Source organism: Vibrio sp. 1CM24A, from assembly GCF_023161725.1.
Lineage (GTDB): Bacteria > Pseudomonadota > Gammaproteobacteria > Enterobacterales > Vibrionaceae > Vibrio > Vibrio coralliirubri.
This window is the reverse complement of the sequence record NZ_JALNTS010000002.1, coordinates 709596-731123: the sequence shown is the minus strand read 5'-3', so window position 1 is coordinate 731123 and position 21528 is coordinate 709596. Positions and strand designations below refer to the sequence as shown.

Sequence of the window (21528 nt, the reverse complement as noted above, 5' to 3'; positions counted from 1 at the left end):
GCGGTGGGCTGACTCAAGGAGAAATTTATGAAAAGCGTTAAACAAACATTCGTTACCACATTATTTACCGTTAGCTCATTAACTGTCAGCACGTTAACAATAGGTTCATTCGCCGCTTTCCCAGCATTAGCAGACCCAGCGAAAGGCCTAGAAATAGCCGAGCAACGCAAAGCCGTCGATATGGGGTGGGGCGATTCTGTTGCGACCATGGAAATGCTACTTCGCAACAAACAAGGCGAAAGTAGTACGCGTCTAATGCGATTGAAGTCGTTAGAAGTGGATGACGATGGTGACAAAGGCTTAACCATTTTTGATGAGCCACGTGATGTAAAAGGCACGGCTTTCTTAAACCATTCACACATCTCTAAATCGGATGACCAATGGTTGTATTTGCCAGCTCTGAAACGTGTAAAACGCATCTCTTCACGCAACAAATCGGGCCCGTTTATGGGCAGTGAATTTGCTTACGAAGACTTAAGCTCGTTTGAGCTAGAAAAGTACACCTTCAACTACATTGAAGACGCCAAAATCGAAGGTGTGGATACCTTTGTTTTAGAGCAAGTTCCGACCGATAAAAACTCTGGTTACACCATGCAAAAGGTATGGCTAGACCAACAATATTATCGCCCCGTTCAAGTGGAGTTTTACGACCGTAAAGGCGCATTGCTGAAAACCCTGTCGTTCCAAGACTACAAACAATACCTAAACCAATACTGGCGCGCACACACCATGTCGATGCAAAACCATCAAACAGGCAAAAGTACCGTCTTAACCACGACAGATTTAGCGTTCCAAACCGGTCTTAAGGACAAAGATTTCCAGAAAAACACACTCAAACGTGCAAAGTAAGGCAAGAATATGAAAAGGATTGTGTTAACAGGAACGCAGTTATCTTTAACCTTGGCGGCGACAGTCGGGCTTATGCAGGTGTCGTTGCCATGTGTGGCGGCTGGATTTAGCTCTGAGTTCGTAGAACAGGTCACCCCGGAGCTAGCAGGGCAGGTTAACCTTGAACACAGGCAGTTCTTTAGCGACGGTTTGCAAGGGCAAGACAAAGGACAAAGCTCACTGGTATTGCAGCCAGAGTTTTATTGGGAACAACAAGAGGGCAACGGCAGCTTTACCTTCACCCCGTTTTATCGGTTAGACAGCGAAGACGATGAACGAACTCATGGTGATATTCGTGAAGCCTTGTATCTCACTTACTGGGATGATTACGAACTGCGAGCCGGTGTCGGCAAGGTGTTTTGGGGCGTGACCGAATCGGCGCACTTGGTGGATGTGGTAAACCAAACCGATGCCATTGAATCGGTCGATGGCGAATCGAAGTTAGGTCAGCCTATGGTGCACTTTACCTCAATCAAAGACTGGGGAACCATCGATGCCATGTTACTGCCTTATTTTCGTGAGCGTACCTTTGCGGGCGAAGACGGACGCTTAAGACCAACCGTGCCAGTATCCGATGATGCGTTGTACGAATCTTCGAGAGAAGAAAAGCACGTCGATGTGGCATTGCGTTATAGCCAAATGTACGGCGATTGGGATGTCGGTTTAAGTTACTTAAGCGGCACAAATCGCGACCCTTATTACCGTGTGCAAGGCAACCAACTCAAGCCATACTACGCGCAAATGCAGCACTTCGGACTGGATGTGCAGGGCATTATCGGTGACTGGTTATGGAAGCTGGAAAGCATTTATCGCGATAGTTACGACAACCACACAGGCGTCGCAACAGGCTTTGAATACACTTGGGTTGGAGCGCTTGAATCGTACTGGGACATCGGCTTCATTGCGGAATACCTGTATGACAGCCGAGGCAACAATGCTCAAACCATCGGCCAAAACGATGTGTTCTTAGGCGCGCGTTTTGCCTTGAACGATGAAGACGGCACCGAAGTGCTTACAGGTATTACTCAAGACTTAGATAACAGCGATGTCTACAGTGCCAAGTTGGAAGCATCAAGCCGAATCAACAACAATCTCAAGTGGCGATTAAACGCTTGGTTGTTTGAGAACGAAACCCCAGAAGACTTATTGTTCTTCGCTCGAAAGGATGATTTTGTTGAGGTAGCGTTGGAATATTATTTCTAGTGTTAGTTTGGTGGGGCGTTCTTGTTAAAGGGAGCGTCTCAGATTTAAGACGCGCTATATTTATAATGTTCAACGTCATCTTTTTATAAAATAGAGCAAATAATCGAATAGTCCCACAGGTAAGATGGTTATATTTTTCGAGTATCTATAACCTCCGAATATGCATGTGAATCGTGCTGGTGGTATCGGCCCTAAGGGATCTATGAGTTTATTTAATTGGGATCAAAACTTTGAAACAGGCATTGGTGTTGTCGATGAACAACATCAATACCTTGTTGGTTTTATCAACCACTACGGAAATCTTTTGTCAGAGAATACAATCTCTATAGACGACATTAACCTCGCTTTACTTGATCTCACACGCTATGCCGAATTTCACTTTAAAGAAGAAGAATCTTTGATGAGAGATTGCGGTGTACATCAGTTACACATTGAAGAACACGTCAAAGCGCATCGTGTGTTTATGCAAGATATCTACAGTATGCAAGCGTTCATCTTGGAAGAAGATCAGGTGTCAGCACGGCAGTTATTGGACTTCCTCATCCATTGGCTTGCTTACCACATCCTCGGCATCGACCAAAACATGGCGCGACAAATGACCGCCATAGAAGGGGGCGCAACACCTCTACAAGCCTTTGAAGCAGAAGAAAAACAACAAGACTCTGCGACTGTCCCGCTGTTGGCTGCGCTGAACGGCCTGTTTGAACAAGTCTCTGAACGAAACAAGCAGTTGTTACACTTCAATCAGTTACTTGAAGACAAAGTCGAGGAACGGACGGCAGAATTGAAACGAGCGAGTAAGAAGCTTGAAGAACTGTCGTTAACAGACTCACTCACTCATTTGCCTAACCGCCGCAGTGCCTTTAAACAGTTAGCGCTACATTGGCAAGACTCCAAAGAACTGGGCATGCCTTTAGTGTGCATTATGATTGATGCCGACAACTTCAAGCGCATTAATGACACCAGTGGTCATGATGCAGGCGATTTGGTGCTACAAACCCTCTCGCGTGAACTGAAAAATACGTTCCGTAATGATGATATTGTTTGCCGGTTAGGTGGCGATGAGTTCTTGGTTATTTGCCCTAACACCGACCTCAAAGGTGGCATGCACATCGCGGAAACGGCTCGCCAGAAAGTGTCTGAATTAGAGGTTGAAACCAGTCATCAAGTTTGGATTGGCAGTATTAGTGTCGGTGTGGCTGAAATAACCCAAGAATTCGGCTCAATGAACGAGTTAATTAAAGCCGCCGATGAGTCCGTCTATTTAGCGAAAAACGCAGGCAAAAACAGCGTTTGTTCGATTCAGATTTAAAACTGGTTTATTTGAAGTTCAGATCTAAGTTCGCTTTAGTTTTAGATCTAGGTTCACTTGAGATTTAGAACTCAGCTCTCTACAAATCTAGAGCCCCGCTCACTTCCAAACAAAGGAGTGGCACTCGTATTTGTGCCACTTCCTCTTATTCCTCATTAATATCCTGTTAAATTTGCCGTGTTTTTAGTCAATAACTTGCTCTTTTAACGATTCAATTTGGCATTGGTTGCATGTTTGATTACTATGTGTAGCTATCTAAAAAAACTAATCATCCGATACGGACACTACCAACTGGTAGATGAGGAAATGATGCAACATCTAGAAGAGATCATTGCTAATGCAACGACTGCTATTGATACAGCAGATTCGTTAGTCGCACTTGATGAAGTGCGAGTTCAGTATTTAGGTAAGAAGGGTGAACTAACTCTTCAACTACAAAGCCTAGGTAAACTTCCACCTGAAGAGCGTCGCACTGCTGGTCAAGAGATCAACAAAGCGAAAGGTGCTGTTCAACAAGCGATCGCAGCTCGCAAAGACGCACTACAACGTGCAGAGCTTGAAGCGAAACTAGCTGAAGAAACTATCGATGTGAGCCTACCAGGTCGTCGCATTGAGAACGGTGGTCTTCACCCAGTTACTCGCACAGTTGAGCGTATCGAACAGTTCTTTGGTGAGCTTGGCTTTAGCACTGAGTCTGGCCCTGAGATCGAAGATGCATTCCACAACTTTGATGCACTAAACATCGCAGACGATCACCCAGCTCGTACTGATCACGATACTTTCTTCTTCAACCCTGATCTAATGCTACGTACGCACACTTCTGGTGTTCAAATCCGTACGATGGAAAACGGCAAACCGCCATTCCGCTTCATTGCTCCGGGTCGTGTTTACCGTAACGACTACGATCAAACTCACACGCCAATGTTCCACCAAGTGGAAGGTATGTTAGTTGATGAGAACGTAAACTTCGCACAACTTAAAGGCATTCTTAACGATTTCCTTTGTAACTTCTTTGAAGAAGAAGTTGAAGTGCGTTTCCGTCCTTCATTCTTCCCGTTCACAGAGCCTTCTGCTGAAGTTGACGTGAAACGTAAAGATGGCAAATGGCTAGAAGTTCTAGGCTGTGGCATGGTTCACCCTAACGTACTTCGCTCTGTTGGCATCGACCCTGAGAAATACTCTGGTTTTGCATTCGGTATGGGTGTAGAGCGTCTAACGATGCTTCGTTACGGCGTAAATGACCTTCGTGCGTTCTTCGAGAACGACCTTCGTTTCCTTAAACAATTCAAGTAATCCGGGGCAGTCAAAACTATGAAATTCAGTGAATCTTGGCTACGCGAGTGGGTTAAACCTGCAATTAACAGCGAAGAGCTAGCTCACCAAATCACTATGGCTGGTTTGGAAGTTGACGATGTAGAACCTGTTGCTGGTGAATTCACCGGCGTTAAAGTAGGTAAAGTGGTTGAGTGCGGTCAGCACCCAGACGCAGATAAACTACAAGTAACTAAAATTGATATCGGCGAAGAAGAACTTTTAGACATCGTATGTGGTGCATCTAACTGTCGTCTTGGCCTAACTGTAGCGGTAGCTACAGTTGGTGCAGTACTTCCTGGTGACTTCAAAATCAAGAAAGCAAAACTACGTGGCGTTCCATCGCACGGCATGCTTTGTTCTTTCTCTGAGCTAGGTATCGACGTAGAGTCAGACGGCATCCTTGAGCTGCCAGAAGGCACAACGCTAGGTATGGACGTTCGTGAGCTTCTCGAGCTTAACGACGTAACTATCGACGTAGACCTAACAGCAAACCGCGCAGACTGCTTCAGCATCCGTGGCCTTGCTCGTGAAGTTGGCGTACTAAACCGCGCAGACGTTACAGAGCCAGCAGTTGAAGCTGTTGCAACAAGCATTGAAGACACAGTATCTGTTGAAATCAAAGCAACTGATGCTTGTCCACGTTACCTTGGCCGTGTGGTTAAGAACGTAAACGTGAAAGCGGAATCTCCAATCTGGATGCAAGAAAAACTGCGCCGTTGTGGTATCCGTTCAATCGACCCAGTTGTAGACATCACAAACTACGTGATGCTAGAGCAAGGCCAACCAATGCACGCATTTGATCTAGCTAAGATCGAAGGCGGTATCGTGGTTCGTCTAGCAGAGCAGGGCGAAAAGCTAACACTTCTAGATGGCAACGAAGCTGAACTAAACAGCAACACACTTGTTATCGCAGACCAAAACAAAGCATTAGCAATCGCTGGTATCTTTGGCGGTCAAGATTCAGGTGTTACAACTGAAACAACTGACGTTCTTCTTGAAGCTGCATTCTTCGCACCGGATCACATCCGTGGTCGCGCACGTGCTTACGGCCTTCACACTGATTCTTCTCTACGTTTCGAACGTGGTGTTGATTCAACGCTACAAGCAGCAGCAATGGAGCGTGCAACACAGCTTCTAGTTGAAATCTGCGGTGGTGAAGTTGCGCCAGTAAACGGCAGCGAATCTGAAGCTGATCTTCCTAAAGCAAACGTAGTTGCTCTACGTCGCGCTAAGCTAGACAGCCTACTAGGTCACGAAATCCCATCTACAGACGTAGTGGAAATTCTTACTCGCCTAGGTTGTCAAGTTGAGACTACGGACGCAGGTTGGACGGCAACGTCTCCATCTTGGCGTTTTGATATCGCAATCGAGCAAGACCTAATTGAAGAAGTAGGTCGTATCTACGGTTACGATAACATTCCAAACCAAGCGCCTAAAGCGGCACTTAAAATGAATGACCACAAAGAAGCTGACCAACCGCTTAAGCGCGTTCGTGACCTTCTTGTAGACCGTGGCTACCACGAAGCAATCACATACAGCTTCGTAGAACCAGAACAGCAAAAACTTGTTGTACCTGGTGTTGAGCCGCTAATCCTGCCATTCCCAATCTCTGCGGACATGTCAGCAATGCGTCTTGGCCTAATCCAAGGTCTTCTAAACACAGTTGTTCACAACCAGAAGCGTCAACAGTCTCGCGTTCGTCTATTCGAATCAGGCCTACGTTTCATCCCTGAAGCAACAGCTGAAAACGGCATGCGCCAAGAAATGATGCTTGCGGGCGTTATCTCTGGTACTCGTGGCGAAGAGCACTGGGACATTGCAACTAACACTGTAGATTTCTTCGATCTTAAAGGCGACCTAGAAGCCGTTCTTGAGCTTTCTGCAAACGAAATCGCATACAGCTTCAAAGCAGCGAAGCACCCAGCACTTCACCCAGGTCAAACTGCGGCTATCGTAGTAGACGGCAAAGAAGTGGGTATCATTGGTACTGTTCACCCAGAACTAGAGCGCAAGTTTGGTCTTAACGGCCGCACCATCGTATTCGAAATCGAATGGGCAGCTATCAACACTCGCGTGCTTCCAGAAGCAGTAGCTGTATCTAAGTTCCCTGCAAACCGTCGTGATATCGCAGTAGTTGTTGACGAAGCAGTCGCTTCTGGCGACATCGTTGAAGCGTGTATCGCTGCTGGTGGCGAATTCCTAACAGGCGCTAAACTGTTCGACGTATACGTTGGCCAAGGCGTTGAAGAAGGTAAGAAGAGCCTAGCAATCGCACTTAGCCTACAGTCTGTAGAGCGCACACTTGAAGATGCAGACATCGCTGGTTCAGTAGATGCTATCGTAGCTTCAATCTCAGAGAAATTCGGCGCAGCACTTCGCGACTAATCTCTTCTGATAGATAGAAAACCAAAGGCCTCGCATTGCGAGGCCTTTTTGTTTGGGACAAATAAGGAGTAGGGCGCTAACTCGAAATTGGACATTTCCATGGTTGAATTTCTGATGAATGGCTATCTTTTTGATAAAATTTGTTAGGGCAAAAGGAAACTTGCTAGATAAACACAAATCAAAGGTGGGTACCAATGTTGAAACTCACATACAAAAAGTAATCGACAGACTTAAAGTTCACTTAAACTAATGACATCAAACTTACTTTTTTGAAAGCGAAGCTCCTGTTAACTGTATAGTTTTACGTATCGAACTAACTCATGTCTTTTACTGTTTATAGAATAATTCAAGGACACACCCAAAAGTACCCCCTTTCATTGACGAACTCGCACCTACCCTCTTTTTTCAATATCGCTTTGAGACTCGTTGTAATGCCATTCGCAATGTTCTGACAGAGCCTCTTTTGCCAAAGCTCGCAATGTAGAGCTAAGCAAAGGTAGGTTATTAGTCTCCATAATGTCTAGAGCTGCATCATACAACTCAATCAACTCTTCATATCCCGATACTGTACTTGCATAGTTGGCTAACTCATTCCAAAGTGCAGTAGCAGCTGCTGCCATAAGAATATACTGAATACTAGCCATCATGAAAAAGCCAACATCCCCACTTGCCCATTCCTGAGTAACCTTCCATGGTGTAACTTGAATAACAAATAACATTGCACCTAAAGTAATTGCAACTACAAAAAAGTTCTTGGCCCAAGTATTCAAAAAGTCTCTGACAATAGCAGGGCGCCTGAAAATGGCATTTCTACCCATGTTCCCCTTTGTTGTAATGCGAGTGTCTAAGAACTGTCGTTGAGATTTAAGCCAGTGTTCATGCACTGCAACATAATCTGGTTCAAATTGGTACTTCCACCACTCTATCTCAGCAATTACTAAGGCATGATCAAATAAAGGAACCCGTCGCTTATGCCGACGTAAGATTAATGGCTGGTTATCCGGTTCAATCCCCGCTAAGTTTAAGTAACCTCTAATACGGAAGACCTCCGCAACACCACGACTAATCTGGTACTTCCATTTCCACTGTTTAACTCGAGCACTTCGTATCATTAACCAACAGCTAAATATCGCAACTAGAATGACAGCATTCAGTCCTATTCCTAAAGGTCTGCCCAAGTAGTTTCCAACCAATTCGTATGCGGCATACCCGGCTAGGGATATGATAAAGAATAGCCACACCTTGCCTCGATACGCCGCCTGATGTGTCTGAGCTATTTTGTCAGCATGGGTAAAAATTGAATTGCATTCTTTAAGGGCAGGGTGAGGCTCAACGAACAATTCATTGTTTGTAGGCTCTTGAATAACATCGTTGTATTTTTTCAATTGCCTAATTAAGTTATAAAAGTCTTTAGATTGAATTGTTTGTGCAAAAGATTCTTTTTTTGTCTGGCTACTAACATAGCAAGGGAACGTTGAGGACAGATTTTCGGGTTCAATTCTTAAAAAAAGATCGACTAGATTAGCGTCTTGTGATGGCGTTTGTCGCTCAACCTCAAGGAGCTGAACTATCCCACTAAAATGACGCTCAAAGTTTTCAGGTTGCCTCAAAGCAGGGTTAACAAATGTATCCTCAATATACCATTCCACATCAAGCCCAAGTTTTAGCTTAGCTATATCACCGGTTCCCCCTGAGCCTAAACTATTACGACCGTCCCATAAGCAAAGCAACACGTTACTATAACGAGCCAAGAATGCACCTTGATTTAGATACAAGCTGTTGCGATCCTCAAGGTAGTTTCTATCCAACAATGCGGATTGATAACGATTTTTTGGTAGCCTACTCCTAACTACAATAGCGTTATCTTTATACTTTTCTTGATAAGCGCGAAAATGCTGAAGCGATACATCGTCAGATGGAAAATCAAGCTCAAAGTTACTTTGCGGCATAGGAAGACAAGGAACTATTTTCAGAGGCCCACCATTCCAACCTTCATGTATTAGTTCTTCAGCAGCTTCAATCACGATAAGATCACTGCCAGCTGCCATACCAGACATCAGCCAGACAGGGGTTTGAGGGCCCAAATAAGCTGCCCACTCTAAAAGACAAGTTTTTATGGCCTGCTTGACTCCATCAAGACCTTGTTGCGGCCTGTTTTTAAGGCATTTGACATCTCTATGACCGGACACTCCAATAATAAAAGGAAGAGCCGCACAATCCGTCTGCAATTCTGAATTTAGACTTATATTCATATTAGAAGTAGATACTCACAAAATCAGTCTGTATAAGAGCCAGATTGCTCTCGCCACATTTGAGCCAATAACGGTTGTTCAGGCACTATACCTGACGTCATTAATAGATACTTACCTTTAAGTTTGCCAATTACTCGGGCTTGCAGTTTTAGTCGAGTAAAACCCTCAGTGACATCAGCATACCCATTTTTTTTGTAGTAGCTTTCGCTTAGCAATGCTTTTAGAAAGCTTGCAGGAATTTTTAACTCCCCTCCGATTCCATCAAGAGCCTCAACAAAATAGTCAACTTGTTGCTTCGATATGTTCTTCACCACTTTCTGCTGCAAAAAAGCGATAATTTTTAGAAGGCGAACTGTAGGTTCATAAGATACCGGTAACCTTAGATTATTAAGAAAATCAAATGCAGCGGAGAACTGTCTTTCCTTAAGAAGGTTCTCAGCAAACTCTATTTGCCTGTCAAAATGAAAGTTGTCAGCTTTAGCGACTCCACCTGATAATTGGTATCCTATGTTCTCAGCTATATCTTCATACGCATTGGATTTCAAATAGCTTTGTATATCAATCCATTGATACTTCTTCAAAAGATAATCAAAGCCTTCAGCGCATCCAACCCCTAAACTACCATCAGAATTTAGTGGAATGATTGGAATTCCTTTTTCTCGTGCTTTAGTAATTTCAGTCATCACTTCTTCTGAACCCGAGAATTCGCTGCCGTCTACACCAACAGAATAACGACTGGCGAATACAATAAGTACTTCCACGTTCTTCATCGCTTTATCAATTTCGCGTGCGAAAAAAGATCCAGCGCCAATTTGGTCTGGAGCAAACCAGACCTCATGGTCTAGTTTGCTCAGTGCGGATTTCAACTTATCAACCCGAGTGTGATCTTTACTGCTATAGCTGATAAATAGTTTCATCTCGAGTCTCTTCATTCAAACTTGGGCTGCGGCTTACCAACTCTGTTTGATTTCCTGTCAAATCATCTTGCTTCTTATGCACTCGCAATTGAGCTCGGATGTTTCTAATAGCGGCATCAGCCTTGTTAGTATTTTGAGCAATATTTTGCTCAACGCCAGAGTTCTCCAAGAAGTGGATTTCATTATCAATTGCTTTTAATTCTTCTGCTCTTTCTTGGTCTGACAAAGATTCATTTTCTTCATATTGCTCACGCTCACGAAGCAATTTATCTCGCTTCTCTGCTATAGAGAGATCTTCATTGTTTCTAGCGGTATCTACTAGAGCAGCCGCACTTTCGTCACTTTGAATCGTTAGCTGAATCTTCTCACCACTTGCAACCGCTAACGTAATTTCAACCGCAGAAAGGCCCTCTTCACCATAGTAACGTTCAACTTCTCGCTTAGTGAAATTAGTAACATCTTTGTAATAGAAGGCATTTGCTTCCTTACCAATCACCTTGTTATTCACAAAATCGTAGTAGGCGGTAAAGACATCGATCTTATCTTCGGTTAAAAAGATATACTGGATATATTGAACAGCAAATAACATCTCTCCGTTTGCAGACCAAAAACTGTTGGCGTTCCCAAAATTCATCTTCGATCTAATATGCGCCTTGCCTTCTAAATTTTGTAGGAGAGCCCAATCTTTAAGTATGATGGCTTTTTTATCGCTTGCGATAATGTCCTCTTGCTCTAGTCCGCACTCGTCAAGGGCAGTCTGTTCCAAACTACCATTGACAATAGACTTAATCCCTTCTGATACTTCAATACCGCTGTAAACTTGTGGGTTAGAGAACCCTGGAGTACTTTTTAACAGTGAATTTCGATATTCTTTAATGTAACCAATGAGACTTTCAAATGCAGGTATCAATCTAGACAAGACTTTAAGGTTTGCTTCTTTCTGTTTTTGCAGCGACTTATTCTTCAAACTGCTATTAAAGCAAGCTAGCGCGCCAAACAAACACAAAACAAACACCCCTCCTGAAGATAACAATACTTCTTCTACCTTTAAACTCTGCAATAGTCCCTCTAGGTTGATCAGTTGAGCAAAATTAACAAACGCGGGCTCTCTTAGAAAAAAAGCCGCAAATATTGTTCCGGCACCGGCACCAGAGACAAAGCCAAGTAATAGCCATAGTTTTCCCCAACTAGCACCACTTTTGCGTTTCTTTATATGATGCTCTAACTCTTGTTCGTTTATTTCTATCAATGTTTCAACTTGTGCAATACCAGAACGGGCTACACGAATAGGGTTTTTCAACGCAGTTTTAATTGGGGCGAAAAGTGGTCTATTAAAGAAATCCCAAAAGCGCTTGCGCTCGGGATTAGATAAGTCAATGTCTTGTTCTTCTAGTTCATGTCGAGGAACAAAACTATGATTTCTACCTATAGGGTTACGAATGTGTTCGTAATCCAAAATTCCGGGATAAGCTTCAATATGATTATTTGCCTCATATAATCCATTACGAAGAGAGCTAAAAATATCCACGACACCTTTATCAAATACGTGACAGGCGATTTCCTGACCTTCACTATTTCTCAAAGAGATACAATCATTATTTTTCTTTACCAAAATCTGATCTTGCTCAATCTGGTAAACATCATTGAAGACACAAAAATCAAATTCAAAAGTGTGAAGTGGCTTGCCCGTGTTACTCCAAATACTTGGATATTTCCGGTCTTGGTAGTCGTTTTCATTGCGATAACTCACTAACCAATTACCATTTGCTAAACGATTAGCGGAATTAACTTTATCCTTCAAGCCTTCTAGTTCTAAAGTTTTGGTCGCTTGAACACTCCAAATAGAAACACGATCAGTCTCGTTTACTGAAAAGTGTTTTCTATCAGAAAAGAAACTGATGGCATCAAAACTATCGATATCTACAGGCATCGACTCAATTTCTTTACCGTTTTTCGTATTCCATAAGCGTAAGGTGCCATCTGTACTTGCGCTTAGAATACGATTTTTATCTAGCTCAACAACTCCAAGGATTCGATCTGTATGCCCTTGCAGATAACACAAATTACGACCAGTAACGCTGCCAACTTGAATTTTATTATCAAGCCCTATGGTGATGAAAGTATTCCTAGTTTTTTGTAAAGGATAAACACCAATTATAGTATCTGAATGTCTTTCATAAGTGCGCCTAGTATCCTCATCATCGCAAACTAGGACATATGAATTTCCGACTCCCCATTCAACATAGTATTTATTATCTAGAGGTGTTTTTTGCTTTTCTTCTTTATTTGATTGCTCTTCCGAGAGCGTTTGGTAACACAAGATTTTACTCATGGTCAATCCCTTGCCTATGACATTGATTAAGGTAGATGAATGTTGGATTACAAATTTAACGAATACAAACTATCCCAAAGGTATATGTTCGCAATATAAAACATATTGCAAATCCAGAAGGTTATCGTATCAATTTTCTACAAGTAGTTCAAAACACCATAAGTGATATATACCTCAATAAATTCAATGCCTTTCCAAGAAGTGTGCCCTAATGGTTGAACACACAAGCCAACTCCTGAAGTGTTTGGTAAGGTCCGAGATTAGCGGACATGTTTCAGGTAGAAAAAGTAGGGAAATCTATCTCAGGCTGGTTCAAAAGTTTGTGTATCGCTGACACTGAACGGGGCGAAAACGAGTTGGCGACTCTTCACTTCAGAAAAGTTCTCTTTATATAAACCACCCTTGACCTGACTACAACTTCACACTTTATAGTGACTACATTGATTGAGAGGGACACTTTCTGTGTTCCCTTAAAGTAAGTAGAGAGACACTATGAAACGCTTAATTTTAAATATCACATTCTTGGTATTTATGGTTCTTGGTAGCATTAGTGCCATGGCTCATGATTCAACGGTTAAGTATGGTATTGCGATATCTCACGATGGTGAGCAAATTGCGTATAGCGAAAGTGGGAGTGGGGATACGGCGCTGATCTTTATTCACGGTTGGAGCTTAGACAGCAGGCTATGGCAAAACCAAGTGAGTGAGTTTTCAAAACAGTACCAAGTGATCACTATGGACTTAGCAGGGCATGGTAACTCATCGTTCAACCGTGAAGAGTACACCATGGTTGCATTCGCTGAAGACATCAAAGCCGTCATCGAGAAAGATCAACTCGAATCCGTCATCTTAGTCGGTCATTCCATGGCGGGTGGTGTTATTGCAGAAGCCGCTAAACTGATGCCGAAAAGAGTGAAGGGCATTATCGGAGTCGACACATCGCAAAATGTTGCATTAGCTTTTTCACAAAGCGACTTAGATGCAATGACTAAAGCGTTTGAAGAAGACTTCCAAGATGCTATCACGGTATTCGTGAAAGATTCGCTACCAAAAGACGTAGATGCCGATTTACTTTATTGGGCAACGCAAGACATGGCTTCAGCGCCACCAGCTATCGCGATAAATCAGTTCCGCCATTATCTAGGCCAATACGTAACAGGTGAAGCACACCGCGTATATGAGAACGTGAATGTGCCAGTAATATTGGTTAACGCTCGCCTATGGCCAACCGATTCAGAAGCGAACAAGAAACACATTAAGGATTACAGCATTTACTACATTGAAGACTCAGGCCACTTCCCAATGCTAGAGCAACCTGAGCAGTTCAACACAACGTTGATGAAAGCGGTTAAGTCAGTGAAGTAGGGCGCCGTAGTTGTTAAATGATAGATGTAATCGTTGATAGATAAAACTAAGGCCTCGCGTTTGCGAGGCCTTTTTGGTAGTTGGAGGTTTTGCTAGATACATTCATTTCAATTTGCGAGTAATGATCGCATCGTTCATTCGTTTATGGTCCTTAAACGGCGGCCTCATAGTTATATAAATGCTCTATCAACTACTCCTAGATACGTAATTAGCACCACTGTGATTAGTAAGGGCTGACCGAATCTAGTGGTGCTTTCTACTGATAATAATTTTAACTATGTGTTTAGGACGTCCTGCTATGGCTAAGAAAATCATATTCATTCATGGTCGCGCTCAAAAGCCCGATAAAGCTCCCCTTCAAGCACTCTGGTACGAGGCTATAGAACATGGCTTGCAGCGAGATTGTGGAGACTCAAGTTCATTACAAGCTTTTAAAGATGTCGATAAACGGTTTGTCTATTACGGTGAACTATCAAACACATTGTTAGAGAAACCAACGGAAGACCCTGCAAGTCGACAGCAAGCACTGTCTGAGCTCAAAAAGTACAAGACAAGCCAATTCAATAAAACAACGTATAACAAGGTATCTAAAATTGGTTTTCTAAAAGAGGCGTTAGCAGATACTTTTTCATCGCTATTTGGAAAACTGGGTGTGGCTGAGACACTCATAACTAAGGTCGCGCCGGACATGGCGCATTATTGGAATGAAGATACCTATTTTGGTAGCGATGTCAGGCATAGGCTAATGGTTGAACTGAAAGAAGCGCTTGATAATCAAGATGATGTGATGATTGTATCGCACAGCCTTGGGTCGATGATCAGTTATGACGTGTTATGGAAGTTGTCTCATTATGGAGAGTATAGACACGACTATGGTGCGGACAAGAAGGTCAACTTATTGCTTACGCTTGGGTCACCGTTAGGCGATGAAAACGTAAAGGACCGGCTAAAAGGGAGCCGCTTGAATGATGAGAAGAAGTATCCTTTAAACATTCAGCAATGGATAAACATATCGGCAGAAGATGATTTTATCTCTCATGACAGCAAAATTAGAAATGACTTTAAAGATATGCTCAAACTGGATCTGATACCCGGCGGAATGAAAGATATCCACCCGATTTATAACCTCAATATTCGCAACGGAAAAAGTAATCCGCACGCTTCCATCGGCTATCTAATCAACCCTAAATTCATCAAAGTTCTGGATGAATGGCTCTCCAGTTGATTTGGTTTTACCATCGTAAATTGCTAGCTGCTCGTTCGTTGGAACGCAGATAAAACAAGGCCTCGCGTGTGCGAGGCCTTTTTGTGTTCTGTAGAGCGAGCAAAACAAAGTGGCAGATGCACGTAAGAATCCGCTACAAATCCCCTCCTAACCTCCCCTTGGTTTACATCTCCAATCTCTTGTTGGTAGCGGGAAAGGGGAGGAACTGAATACCGATCGTTGCCAGTGCAGCTGTATGTTCAGTGACAAATAACAATCTCCAATGAATGTCTCAAATAAGTAAAACCTCTCTGAATACTTACCAATATCAAGAAGTAACATTCTAAAAACGATCGTGTAACAACTTGTTAGCGAGTTGTATTGTCTCTGTGTTCTTTTTCTTAGTTGCATATCGTTACAAAGCTCAGAACATACCATTATTTTTGAGGATCTGAATATGAACGGAAAACTAAGAACGGCTTTATTCATGCGCGATCATATTCAAAATTTTCTTTTAGAATCGGCGGCTTAAATGACTCTCTGGCTTAGGCTTTTAACATCGCGGAGCTCATTCGCGATGTTGGTTATTATCGCTATCGCGTCAGTGATAGCGAATACTGGATGGCGAGTTGTGATGAATAACTTCGCTGTCGATACTGTTGGTATGACTGGTGCTGATGTGGGGGTATTGCAGAGTGTTAGGGAAATCCCAGGCTTGCTTTCATTTACTGTTTTGTTTCTGTTGTTCATCGCTTCAGAACAAAGAGTCGCGGTACTGTCGGTTGCAACATTAGGGCTAGGTGTTGCAGTGACAGGGTACTTGCCTTCGATTTATGGCTTCTATTTCAGCACGACGATCATGTCTATTGGTTTCCATTATTTAGAGGCGGTGAACAAATCACTCTCAACACAATTGTTAGCGACTGAGAACTTTAGTGAATCAATGGGAAAGATTCGCTCTGCAGCCTCTTTTTTCTCGATGGTGACCTTTCTAGGCATCATGGTCGCGAGCTATCTGTTTGATGTTTCAGATAAGGCTATTTTCTTTATTTGTGGAGCAATATGTTTCTGGTTAGCGGTCTATTTGCTCACGTTCCAAGATACTCACACAAAGGTGAAGCAACACACCAAACTCATTGTCCGACGAGAGTACACGACCTATTACATTCTTACTTTTTTGAGTGGGGCAAGAAGACAAATATTTGTGGCATTTGCTGGCTTACTAATGGTGACCAAGTTTCAATATACGATCGCGATGATGGCCGCTCTGTTTATGGTCTCCAGCTTAGCTGCGACGCTTGCTCTACCTTATGTTGGGAGATTTATCGATCGAGTAGGAGAGAAGTTAGCTTTGATCATTGAGTATGCCGCGTTAGTGTTGGTGTTCCTATCTTACGCATTTGTGGATGATCATTATGCGGCTGCGGGGCTATATGTTATCGACAGTATCATTTTTAGTTTTGCGATAGCTTTGAACACCTACTTTAAAAAGACAATTAGGGAAGATGAAGTGGCTTCAACGGCGAGTTTGTCGTTTACCATTAACCATATTGCAGCGGTGTTCCTACCATTTTTGTTGGGAATAATCTGGATGTCTGGTTATCAATGGGTGTTTGTTACAGGAGCAGTGATTGCTTTGATTAGCCTGTTTGTGTCGTTGACTATGGGCACGCAGCTTCATCAGCGAATTAATGGATTCAATAGGCTACAGAACCAATAGCGACTGACTGGTCATTTCCTATTGTTAGAGTAACCAAAGCAGTTCACCTAACGTTGATGAAAGCGGTGAAGTTGGGTGCGGTAGTTATTAAAAGATAGTCTAGCCGTTAGAAGATAAAACCAAGGCCTAGCGATTACGGGACCTTAGTTTTTTGAGTCAAATCGATGGAGCCTGTCAAACTGATAGAGTCCATTATTTTTTGTCTTGAGAGTCTTTATATTTCTTTGCAATCCACTCATGCAAATGAAGTCCCGTTTGACGCTTTAGGAATACAGTGATGCCGGCTAAAATTAACAGTCCGATTATTGTGCCCATAATTATCTCCACGCCTTGTCATTTTTTAAATTAAGTTTAATCAATATGTTAGTGTTTTGATTAATCCATTGATTTCATCATTTTATCTATATCAAGCCCACCAAGATCCTCGAGGTTATTCTTAATCTCTTCATCGATTGAAAGTTGGCGTTCCACTTTCTTTATTTCCTTCTCAAGAAACTTTTCAACTTCTTGAGATACGTTGAACATCAACCCCTGTTCACGTGCTGCTTTTCTAGCTCGTTTAAGACGAACATCTAAGTCTGATGAGATTTTGATGTTCAGTGATACTTTGGATTGTTTTTTCTGTAATGACATATTGATTCTCAAGTTTAGCTAAAAAATACTATAAACTTTTCTACCTTTTTAGCAAGAATATTTTGACGTTGACGGACTCGGGAGTGAACAAAAAACACATCAGGGTTTGCAGTGTTTTCTACATTGAAGGGGCAAGCCATTTTCCAAAGCTAGAGCAATCAGACCAGTTCAACCCAACGTTGATGATAGCTTTGAAGCTGGTGAAATAGGGTAGTTGCACGTGACAATCCCCTCCTAACCTCCCCTTGGTTTACATCTCCAGTCTATTGTTGGCACTGGGAAAGGGGAGGAACTGAACACCGCTCGTTGCCAATGTAGCTGTATGTTCAGCACCAAAGAATGTTCTCCCCCTCGAACGTTAATCTAAAGATATAGGTGAACCCCATTTGAGGGGGAGCTAGAGGGGGAGTTTTTGATCCTAGAACCGTTCAATACAACGTGACGAAATCGGTGAAGCCAGTGAAGTAGCGCGCTGTCGTTGATGGGTTAACTGTAACGGTTCGATAGAACACTGAGGGCTCGCGATTACTGGGACTTCTTGTGTTCCAAGTGAAACTCAATTTCTCCCACGCTCTACACTTGATAGTGATAGAATCCCCGCATCAGAACTATCGAGAATCTAGGTATTTATAAACAATGTTTATCCATCATGTGAACGGCATCGACTGGCTGGTGATTACAGCTTTTGAAGAACTGAAACCGATGTTTATCGAAGATGCTGGCCCTATCCCGTCTTACTTCTCTATTAGCAGTGAATTAAGCCTGATTGATCAAGCTAAGCGCAGCTGTGGTTTTTTGCCGACACTCCGCGGCGTGATCACAGATACTGGCACGTACCAAAGTAAGGATCTTGAAGAAGATTTGAACCCGCAGCTTGCGTGTATCGTTGAAGGGCGTGGGCGCGTTTTCATCTATCACGGCGACTATGTGGCTTTTGTCGATGACGAGCAAACCTTCATTACCCGAATGAATTAAAGCCAGTGAAGTAGGGCTATTAACCCTTGATAGAAAAACTAAGGCCTCGCATGTTCGAGGCCTTTGTATTTCTAGCGAAGTTAACGATTAATCTAGCTTAACGAAAGCTTGGGATAATCGCTGGAATCCCTGGTAGAAGGCCAACCAACGCCATCACACTTGTTAGCACAATAAACATAATGCCTGGCAATACCCAACGGCTCATCTTGCTTAGTTCGCTACTGCGTTCTTTACAGCCAACTAAGCCTAAGTTGTCCAACAGCATGGTGAGAGCCCAACCAAATGCAGGGTTAACGAGCGCTGAAGAAAATACAACAATCGCTGCCGACTGTGTGGTTTTTCCTTCACGCGTCATTTCCATTCCAGCTTCTAGCAATGGCACAAATACCCCAACAATCAGCGCGACACACAGTACAGGTTGCCAGATAGCTAAATCCATCGGGTAGCCCCAAACTGCGGCGATGATACAGAACAGAGCCGTTAGCAAAGCGCCAGCAGGAATAGGGCGTTTAGCAATCGCCGCTGGTACGATGTAAGTCCCCCATGAAGACGTAAAGTTAGTACCACCAAGCAGAGACCCAAACGTTTGACGAATAGACGCTGTAGTCATGGTGTCGTCAATGTTCATGTGTACTTTTTCAGTACGCTCTGGGTAGCTGATCTTTTGAAATACTTGATGTCCTAAGAAATCTGGAGACCACATCGCTACTGCTAGAATCGCAAATGGCAATACCACCATGAAGTGCTCAATCGTCGGTAGACCTAGCATCCAACCGGTATCTTCTCCCCACCAATACATAGGGTTCATGTTAGGTAAGCCTGGCTCAGTGTGAAAAGCGAATGGGGCACCCATGGCAAATGCAATCGTACCACCCAGCAAGCAGCTAAGAGGTACCGCTAACCAACGCTTACGGAAGTGCTCCAATAGCGCGTACAGAATAATGGTGCAAAAGATCACAACAAAAGCGATATGGCTCATGCCGATGCCTTCAGCCCAAGCGAACAGTTTTTTTACCTGAGAAGCGGTTCCTACAAAGCCAAGGTAGAGTAGCAAGCCACCACAAACGCCTTTACTGGTGAGGTTAGCCAACATACTGCCGCCTTTACTGATGGCTAACAGCAGGCCAAACGCGCCAATCAACAGGCCAAACGCCATTGGGTGACCGCCAGCCGCAACCACAATCGGAATCAATGGAATGAGTGGACCGTGTGTACCTGCGAGGTTGGCCGTTGGTAGTAGAAAACCAGAGAAAAGGATGATGAAGACAGAGGCAATAAGGAGTTCGTATCGAACGTTCTCTAGAATAAAATCTTCATTTAACCCGAGAGCTCCAGCAAAGGTGGCTGCAATCGCGCCCACCATAACCACTTTACCAATGGTCGCCGCCATCGCTGGGATGGTGTCTTCAATCTCAAATCGATAATCTTTAAACGGCAAATTTGGACGCCAGCGCTTAGGCGACATGATTTGCAATTCGTGTTCTAGATACTGTTCTCGGGATTCAAACTCTGAGCTTGGTTTATGTTGTTGTTCATAGGTGAGTTCATCCTCATTGGCTTGAGGCTTCTCTGTTCGTATATGTGCGGACTCTAAAGTAGTGCTCATTTTGATTCCTTTCGTTCACACTCTAAGGTGTGTTATTCCAACAAACGTTGTTTACTCACGCAGAAGTGCAAACAATGCGTCAACTTATAATTAAAGATTCATTAACATTTAGTTGTTAGTACCTTATACCAAACCAAAAAAAACAAATAGAGTCAGTCGGTTAGACATTAGTCGTAGAGCAAGCCGACGAGTATTAGACTCGGTAGATAGTATGTGTCTGTTTATTTGTAGGTGATGAGCTTTATTGGTAATAAACGAATATCCAATAAGAAATACTTGGTGCTAAAGCGGCAGATAACGTCCACCAATCAGTGCTTTCTGGCGTTTTTGGGGGGGGATGGTGAAACACCCTTCAACGTTGTTCAGTCGTCTGAGACCAAGGTATACGCTACAAGATAATTTTTACTATCCCAAACTGACGATCGTCACCAGCGGCTTTAGGTCTTTTCAAAGCATTACACTGCGTACAGTTATACGAGGTGATATAATTTTTGCCTAAAGCTTTGAAGAGCTAATGAATTAAAGGATTGATACGATGGCAAAAACGATCTCATTGGTACTTGGCAGTGGTGGCGCAAGAGGCTTGGTTCACGTTGGAGTGATCCGTTGGTTAATTGAGCATGGCTATCAGATCAAATCCATCTCTGGCTGTTCAATTGGCGCACTTATCGGTGGTGTCTACGCTGCGGGCAAGTTGGATGAATTTGAAGAGTGGGTCACCAGTATCGACCAAGGGGACATGGCGATGTTGTTGGACTTTTCATGGCAATCGAGTGGTATGTTCAAAGGGGATAAGATCATCGACACACTGCGTGGACTGATCGGCGAGATTTCAATTGAAGATCTGCCTATCTCTTATACCGCCGTTGCCGCTAACGTCGCCGATGAAAAAGAGGTTTGGCTTCAATCAGGTTCTCTGTTTGATGCCATTCGTGCCTCTATCTCTTTGCCACTGTTCTTTACTCCTCATGTCGTCAATGGCGAAGAACTCATTGATGGCGGAGTACTCAATCCCGTACCAATTGCGCCTACCTTCGGCGACAACACAGACTTTACACTGGCTGTGAACTTAGGGGGTGAACCTGAAATGCTTCAACAGGAAATTATACCTGTTTCTCTACCAACGAAAGAGAGCAACCTCCACGAGAAGGTTGTTCATTTTATCGATAATCTCGGTAGCAGCGTAAAAAGTAAAATGAGCTTCAATTTTTCGGCCTACGACATTGCTAACCAAGCCTTTGATGCGATGCAATCGACCATTGCTCGCCAAAAACTGGCCGCTTATCCCGCCGATATTACGCTCGAACTCCCACGCAATGCCTGTGGCACTTTAGAGTTTGATCGTTCACAAGAGATGATAGACAGAGGCTACCATTTGGCACAGGCTAAACTGGGCAACCGACTTTAATGTATTTGCAGCTG

15 protein-coding genes are annotated in these 21528 nt (G+C 43.4%); 10 read left to right on the top strand and 5 right to left on the bottom strand.

The genetic code is table 11. The features are described from left to right. The first annotated feature begins 27 nt into the window (after positions 1 to 27). The 5 genes from MSG38_RS07300 to pheT all read left to right on the top strand — a co-directional run bounded on the left by MSG38_RS07300 (position 28) and on the right by pheT (position 7102). Positions 28 to 849 (top strand): outer membrane lipoprotein-sorting protein, encoded by an 822-nt coding sequence (locus tag MSG38_RS07300; RefSeq protein ID WP_086775385.1) that lies wholly within the window; start codon positions 28 to 30, stop codon positions 847 to 849. A gap of 9 nt (positions 850 to 858) precedes the next feature. Then, entirely contained in the window at positions 859 to 2091 is a 1233-nt protein-coding gene (locus MSG38_RS07295) for a hypothetical protein (RefSeq protein ID WP_248401433.1), read from the top strand. Positions 2092 to 2293: 202 nt separating this feature from the next. Further along, positions 2294 to 3403 carry a diguanylate cyclase gene (locus tag MSG38_RS07290; protein WP_248401432.1) on the top strand — a complete coding sequence of 370 codons (1110 nt, stop codon included), beginning with the start codon at positions 2294 to 2296 and terminating at the stop codon, positions 3401 to 3403. A 309-nt stretch (positions 3404 to 3712) separates the two neighbouring features. Beyond that, positions 3713 to 4696, top strand: a complete 984-nt coding sequence (gene pheS, locus MSG38_RS07285) for a phenylalanine--tRNA ligase subunit alpha (RefSeq protein WP_004734764.1) — start codon at positions 3713 to 3715, stop codon at positions 4694 to 4696. 18 nt (positions 4697 to 4714) lie between these two features. After that, positions 4715 to 7102, top strand: coding sequence for a phenylalanine--tRNA ligase subunit beta (gene pheT, locus MSG38_RS07280; RefSeq protein WP_248401431.1), 2388 nt, complete (start codon positions 4715 to 4717; stop codon positions 7100 to 7102). 392 nt (positions 7103 to 7494) lie between these two features. On the opposite strand, the gene MSG38_RS07275 is transcribed toward pheT, so the two are convergent. The 3 genes from MSG38_RS07275 to MSG38_RS07265 are packed head-to-tail and all read right to left on the bottom strand — an operon-like array spanning position 7495 to position 12603. After that, complete coding sequence (locus tag MSG38_RS07275; RefSeq protein ID WP_248401430.1) at positions 7495 to 9354, bottom strand: hypothetical protein; 1860 nt, start codon at positions 9352 to 9354, stop codon at positions 7495 to 7497. Positions 9355 to 9377: 23 nt separating this feature from the next. After that, positions 9378 to 10271: a toll/interleukin-1 receptor domain-containing protein gene (locus MSG38_RS07270; RefSeq protein WP_248401428.1), complete on the bottom strand. Its 894-nt coding sequence runs from the start codon at positions 10269 to 10271 to the stop codon at positions 9378 to 9380. Next, on the bottom strand, positions 10249 to 12603 hold the full coding sequence (locus tag MSG38_RS07265; RefSeq protein WP_248401427.1) for a hypothetical protein: 2355 nt from the start codon (positions 12601 to 12603) through the stop codon (positions 10249 to 10251). The genes MSG38_RS07270 and MSG38_RS07265 overlap by 23 nt, the downstream gene beginning before the upstream one ends. Before the next feature lie 492 nt (positions 12604 to 13095). On the opposite strand from MSG38_RS07265, the gene MSG38_RS07260 reads away from it, so the two are divergent. From MSG38_RS07260 to MSG38_RS07250, 3 genes are all read left to right on the top strand, one after another. Beyond that, entirely contained in the window at positions 13096 to 13968 is an 873-nt protein-coding gene (locus tag MSG38_RS07260) for an alpha/beta hydrolase (protein ID WP_248401425.1), read from the top strand. 298 nt (positions 13969 to 14266) lie between these two features. After that, entirely contained in the window at positions 14267 to 15193 is a 927-nt protein-coding gene (locus tag MSG38_RS07255; RefSeq protein ID WP_248401424.1) for a hypothetical protein, read from the top strand. Positions 15194 to 15749: 556 nt separating this feature from the next. Then, complete coding sequence (locus MSG38_RS07250) at positions 15750 to 16892, top strand: MFS transporter (RefSeq protein WP_248401423.1); 1143 nt, start codon at positions 15750 to 15752, stop codon at positions 16890 to 16892. A gap of 375 nt (positions 16893 to 17267) precedes the next feature. On the opposite strand, the gene MSG38_RS07245 is transcribed toward MSG38_RS07250, so the two are convergent. Further along, positions 17268 to 17525, bottom strand: a complete 258-nt coding sequence (locus MSG38_RS07245) for a hypothetical protein (RefSeq protein WP_048609136.1) — start codon at positions 17523 to 17525, stop codon at positions 17268 to 17270. Between the two features lie 636 nt (positions 17526 to 18161). Here MSG38_RS07245 and MSG38_RS07240 point away from each other — a divergent pair. After that, positions 18162 to 18500: a hypothetical protein gene (locus MSG38_RS07240; RefSeq protein WP_048617429.1), complete on the top strand. Its 339-nt coding sequence runs from the start codon at positions 18162 to 18164 to the stop codon at positions 18498 to 18500. Positions 18501 to 18597: 97 nt separating this feature from the next. Here the strand turns inward: MSG38_RS07240 and MSG38_RS07235 are convergent, their stop codons facing one another. Beyond that, complete coding sequence (locus tag MSG38_RS07235; protein WP_248401422.1) at positions 18598 to 20106, bottom strand: DUF3360 domain-containing protein; 1509 nt, start codon at positions 20104 to 20106, stop codon at positions 18598 to 18600. A 535-nt stretch (positions 20107 to 20641) separates the two neighbouring features. Here MSG38_RS07235 and MSG38_RS07230 point away from each other — a divergent pair. Beyond that, on the top strand, positions 20642 to 21514 hold the full coding sequence (locus tag MSG38_RS07230; RefSeq protein ID WP_248401420.1) for a patatin-like phospholipase family protein: 873 nt from the start codon (positions 20642 to 20644) through the stop codon (positions 21512 to 21514). The last annotated feature ends 14 nt before the right edge of the window (positions 21515 to 21528 follow it).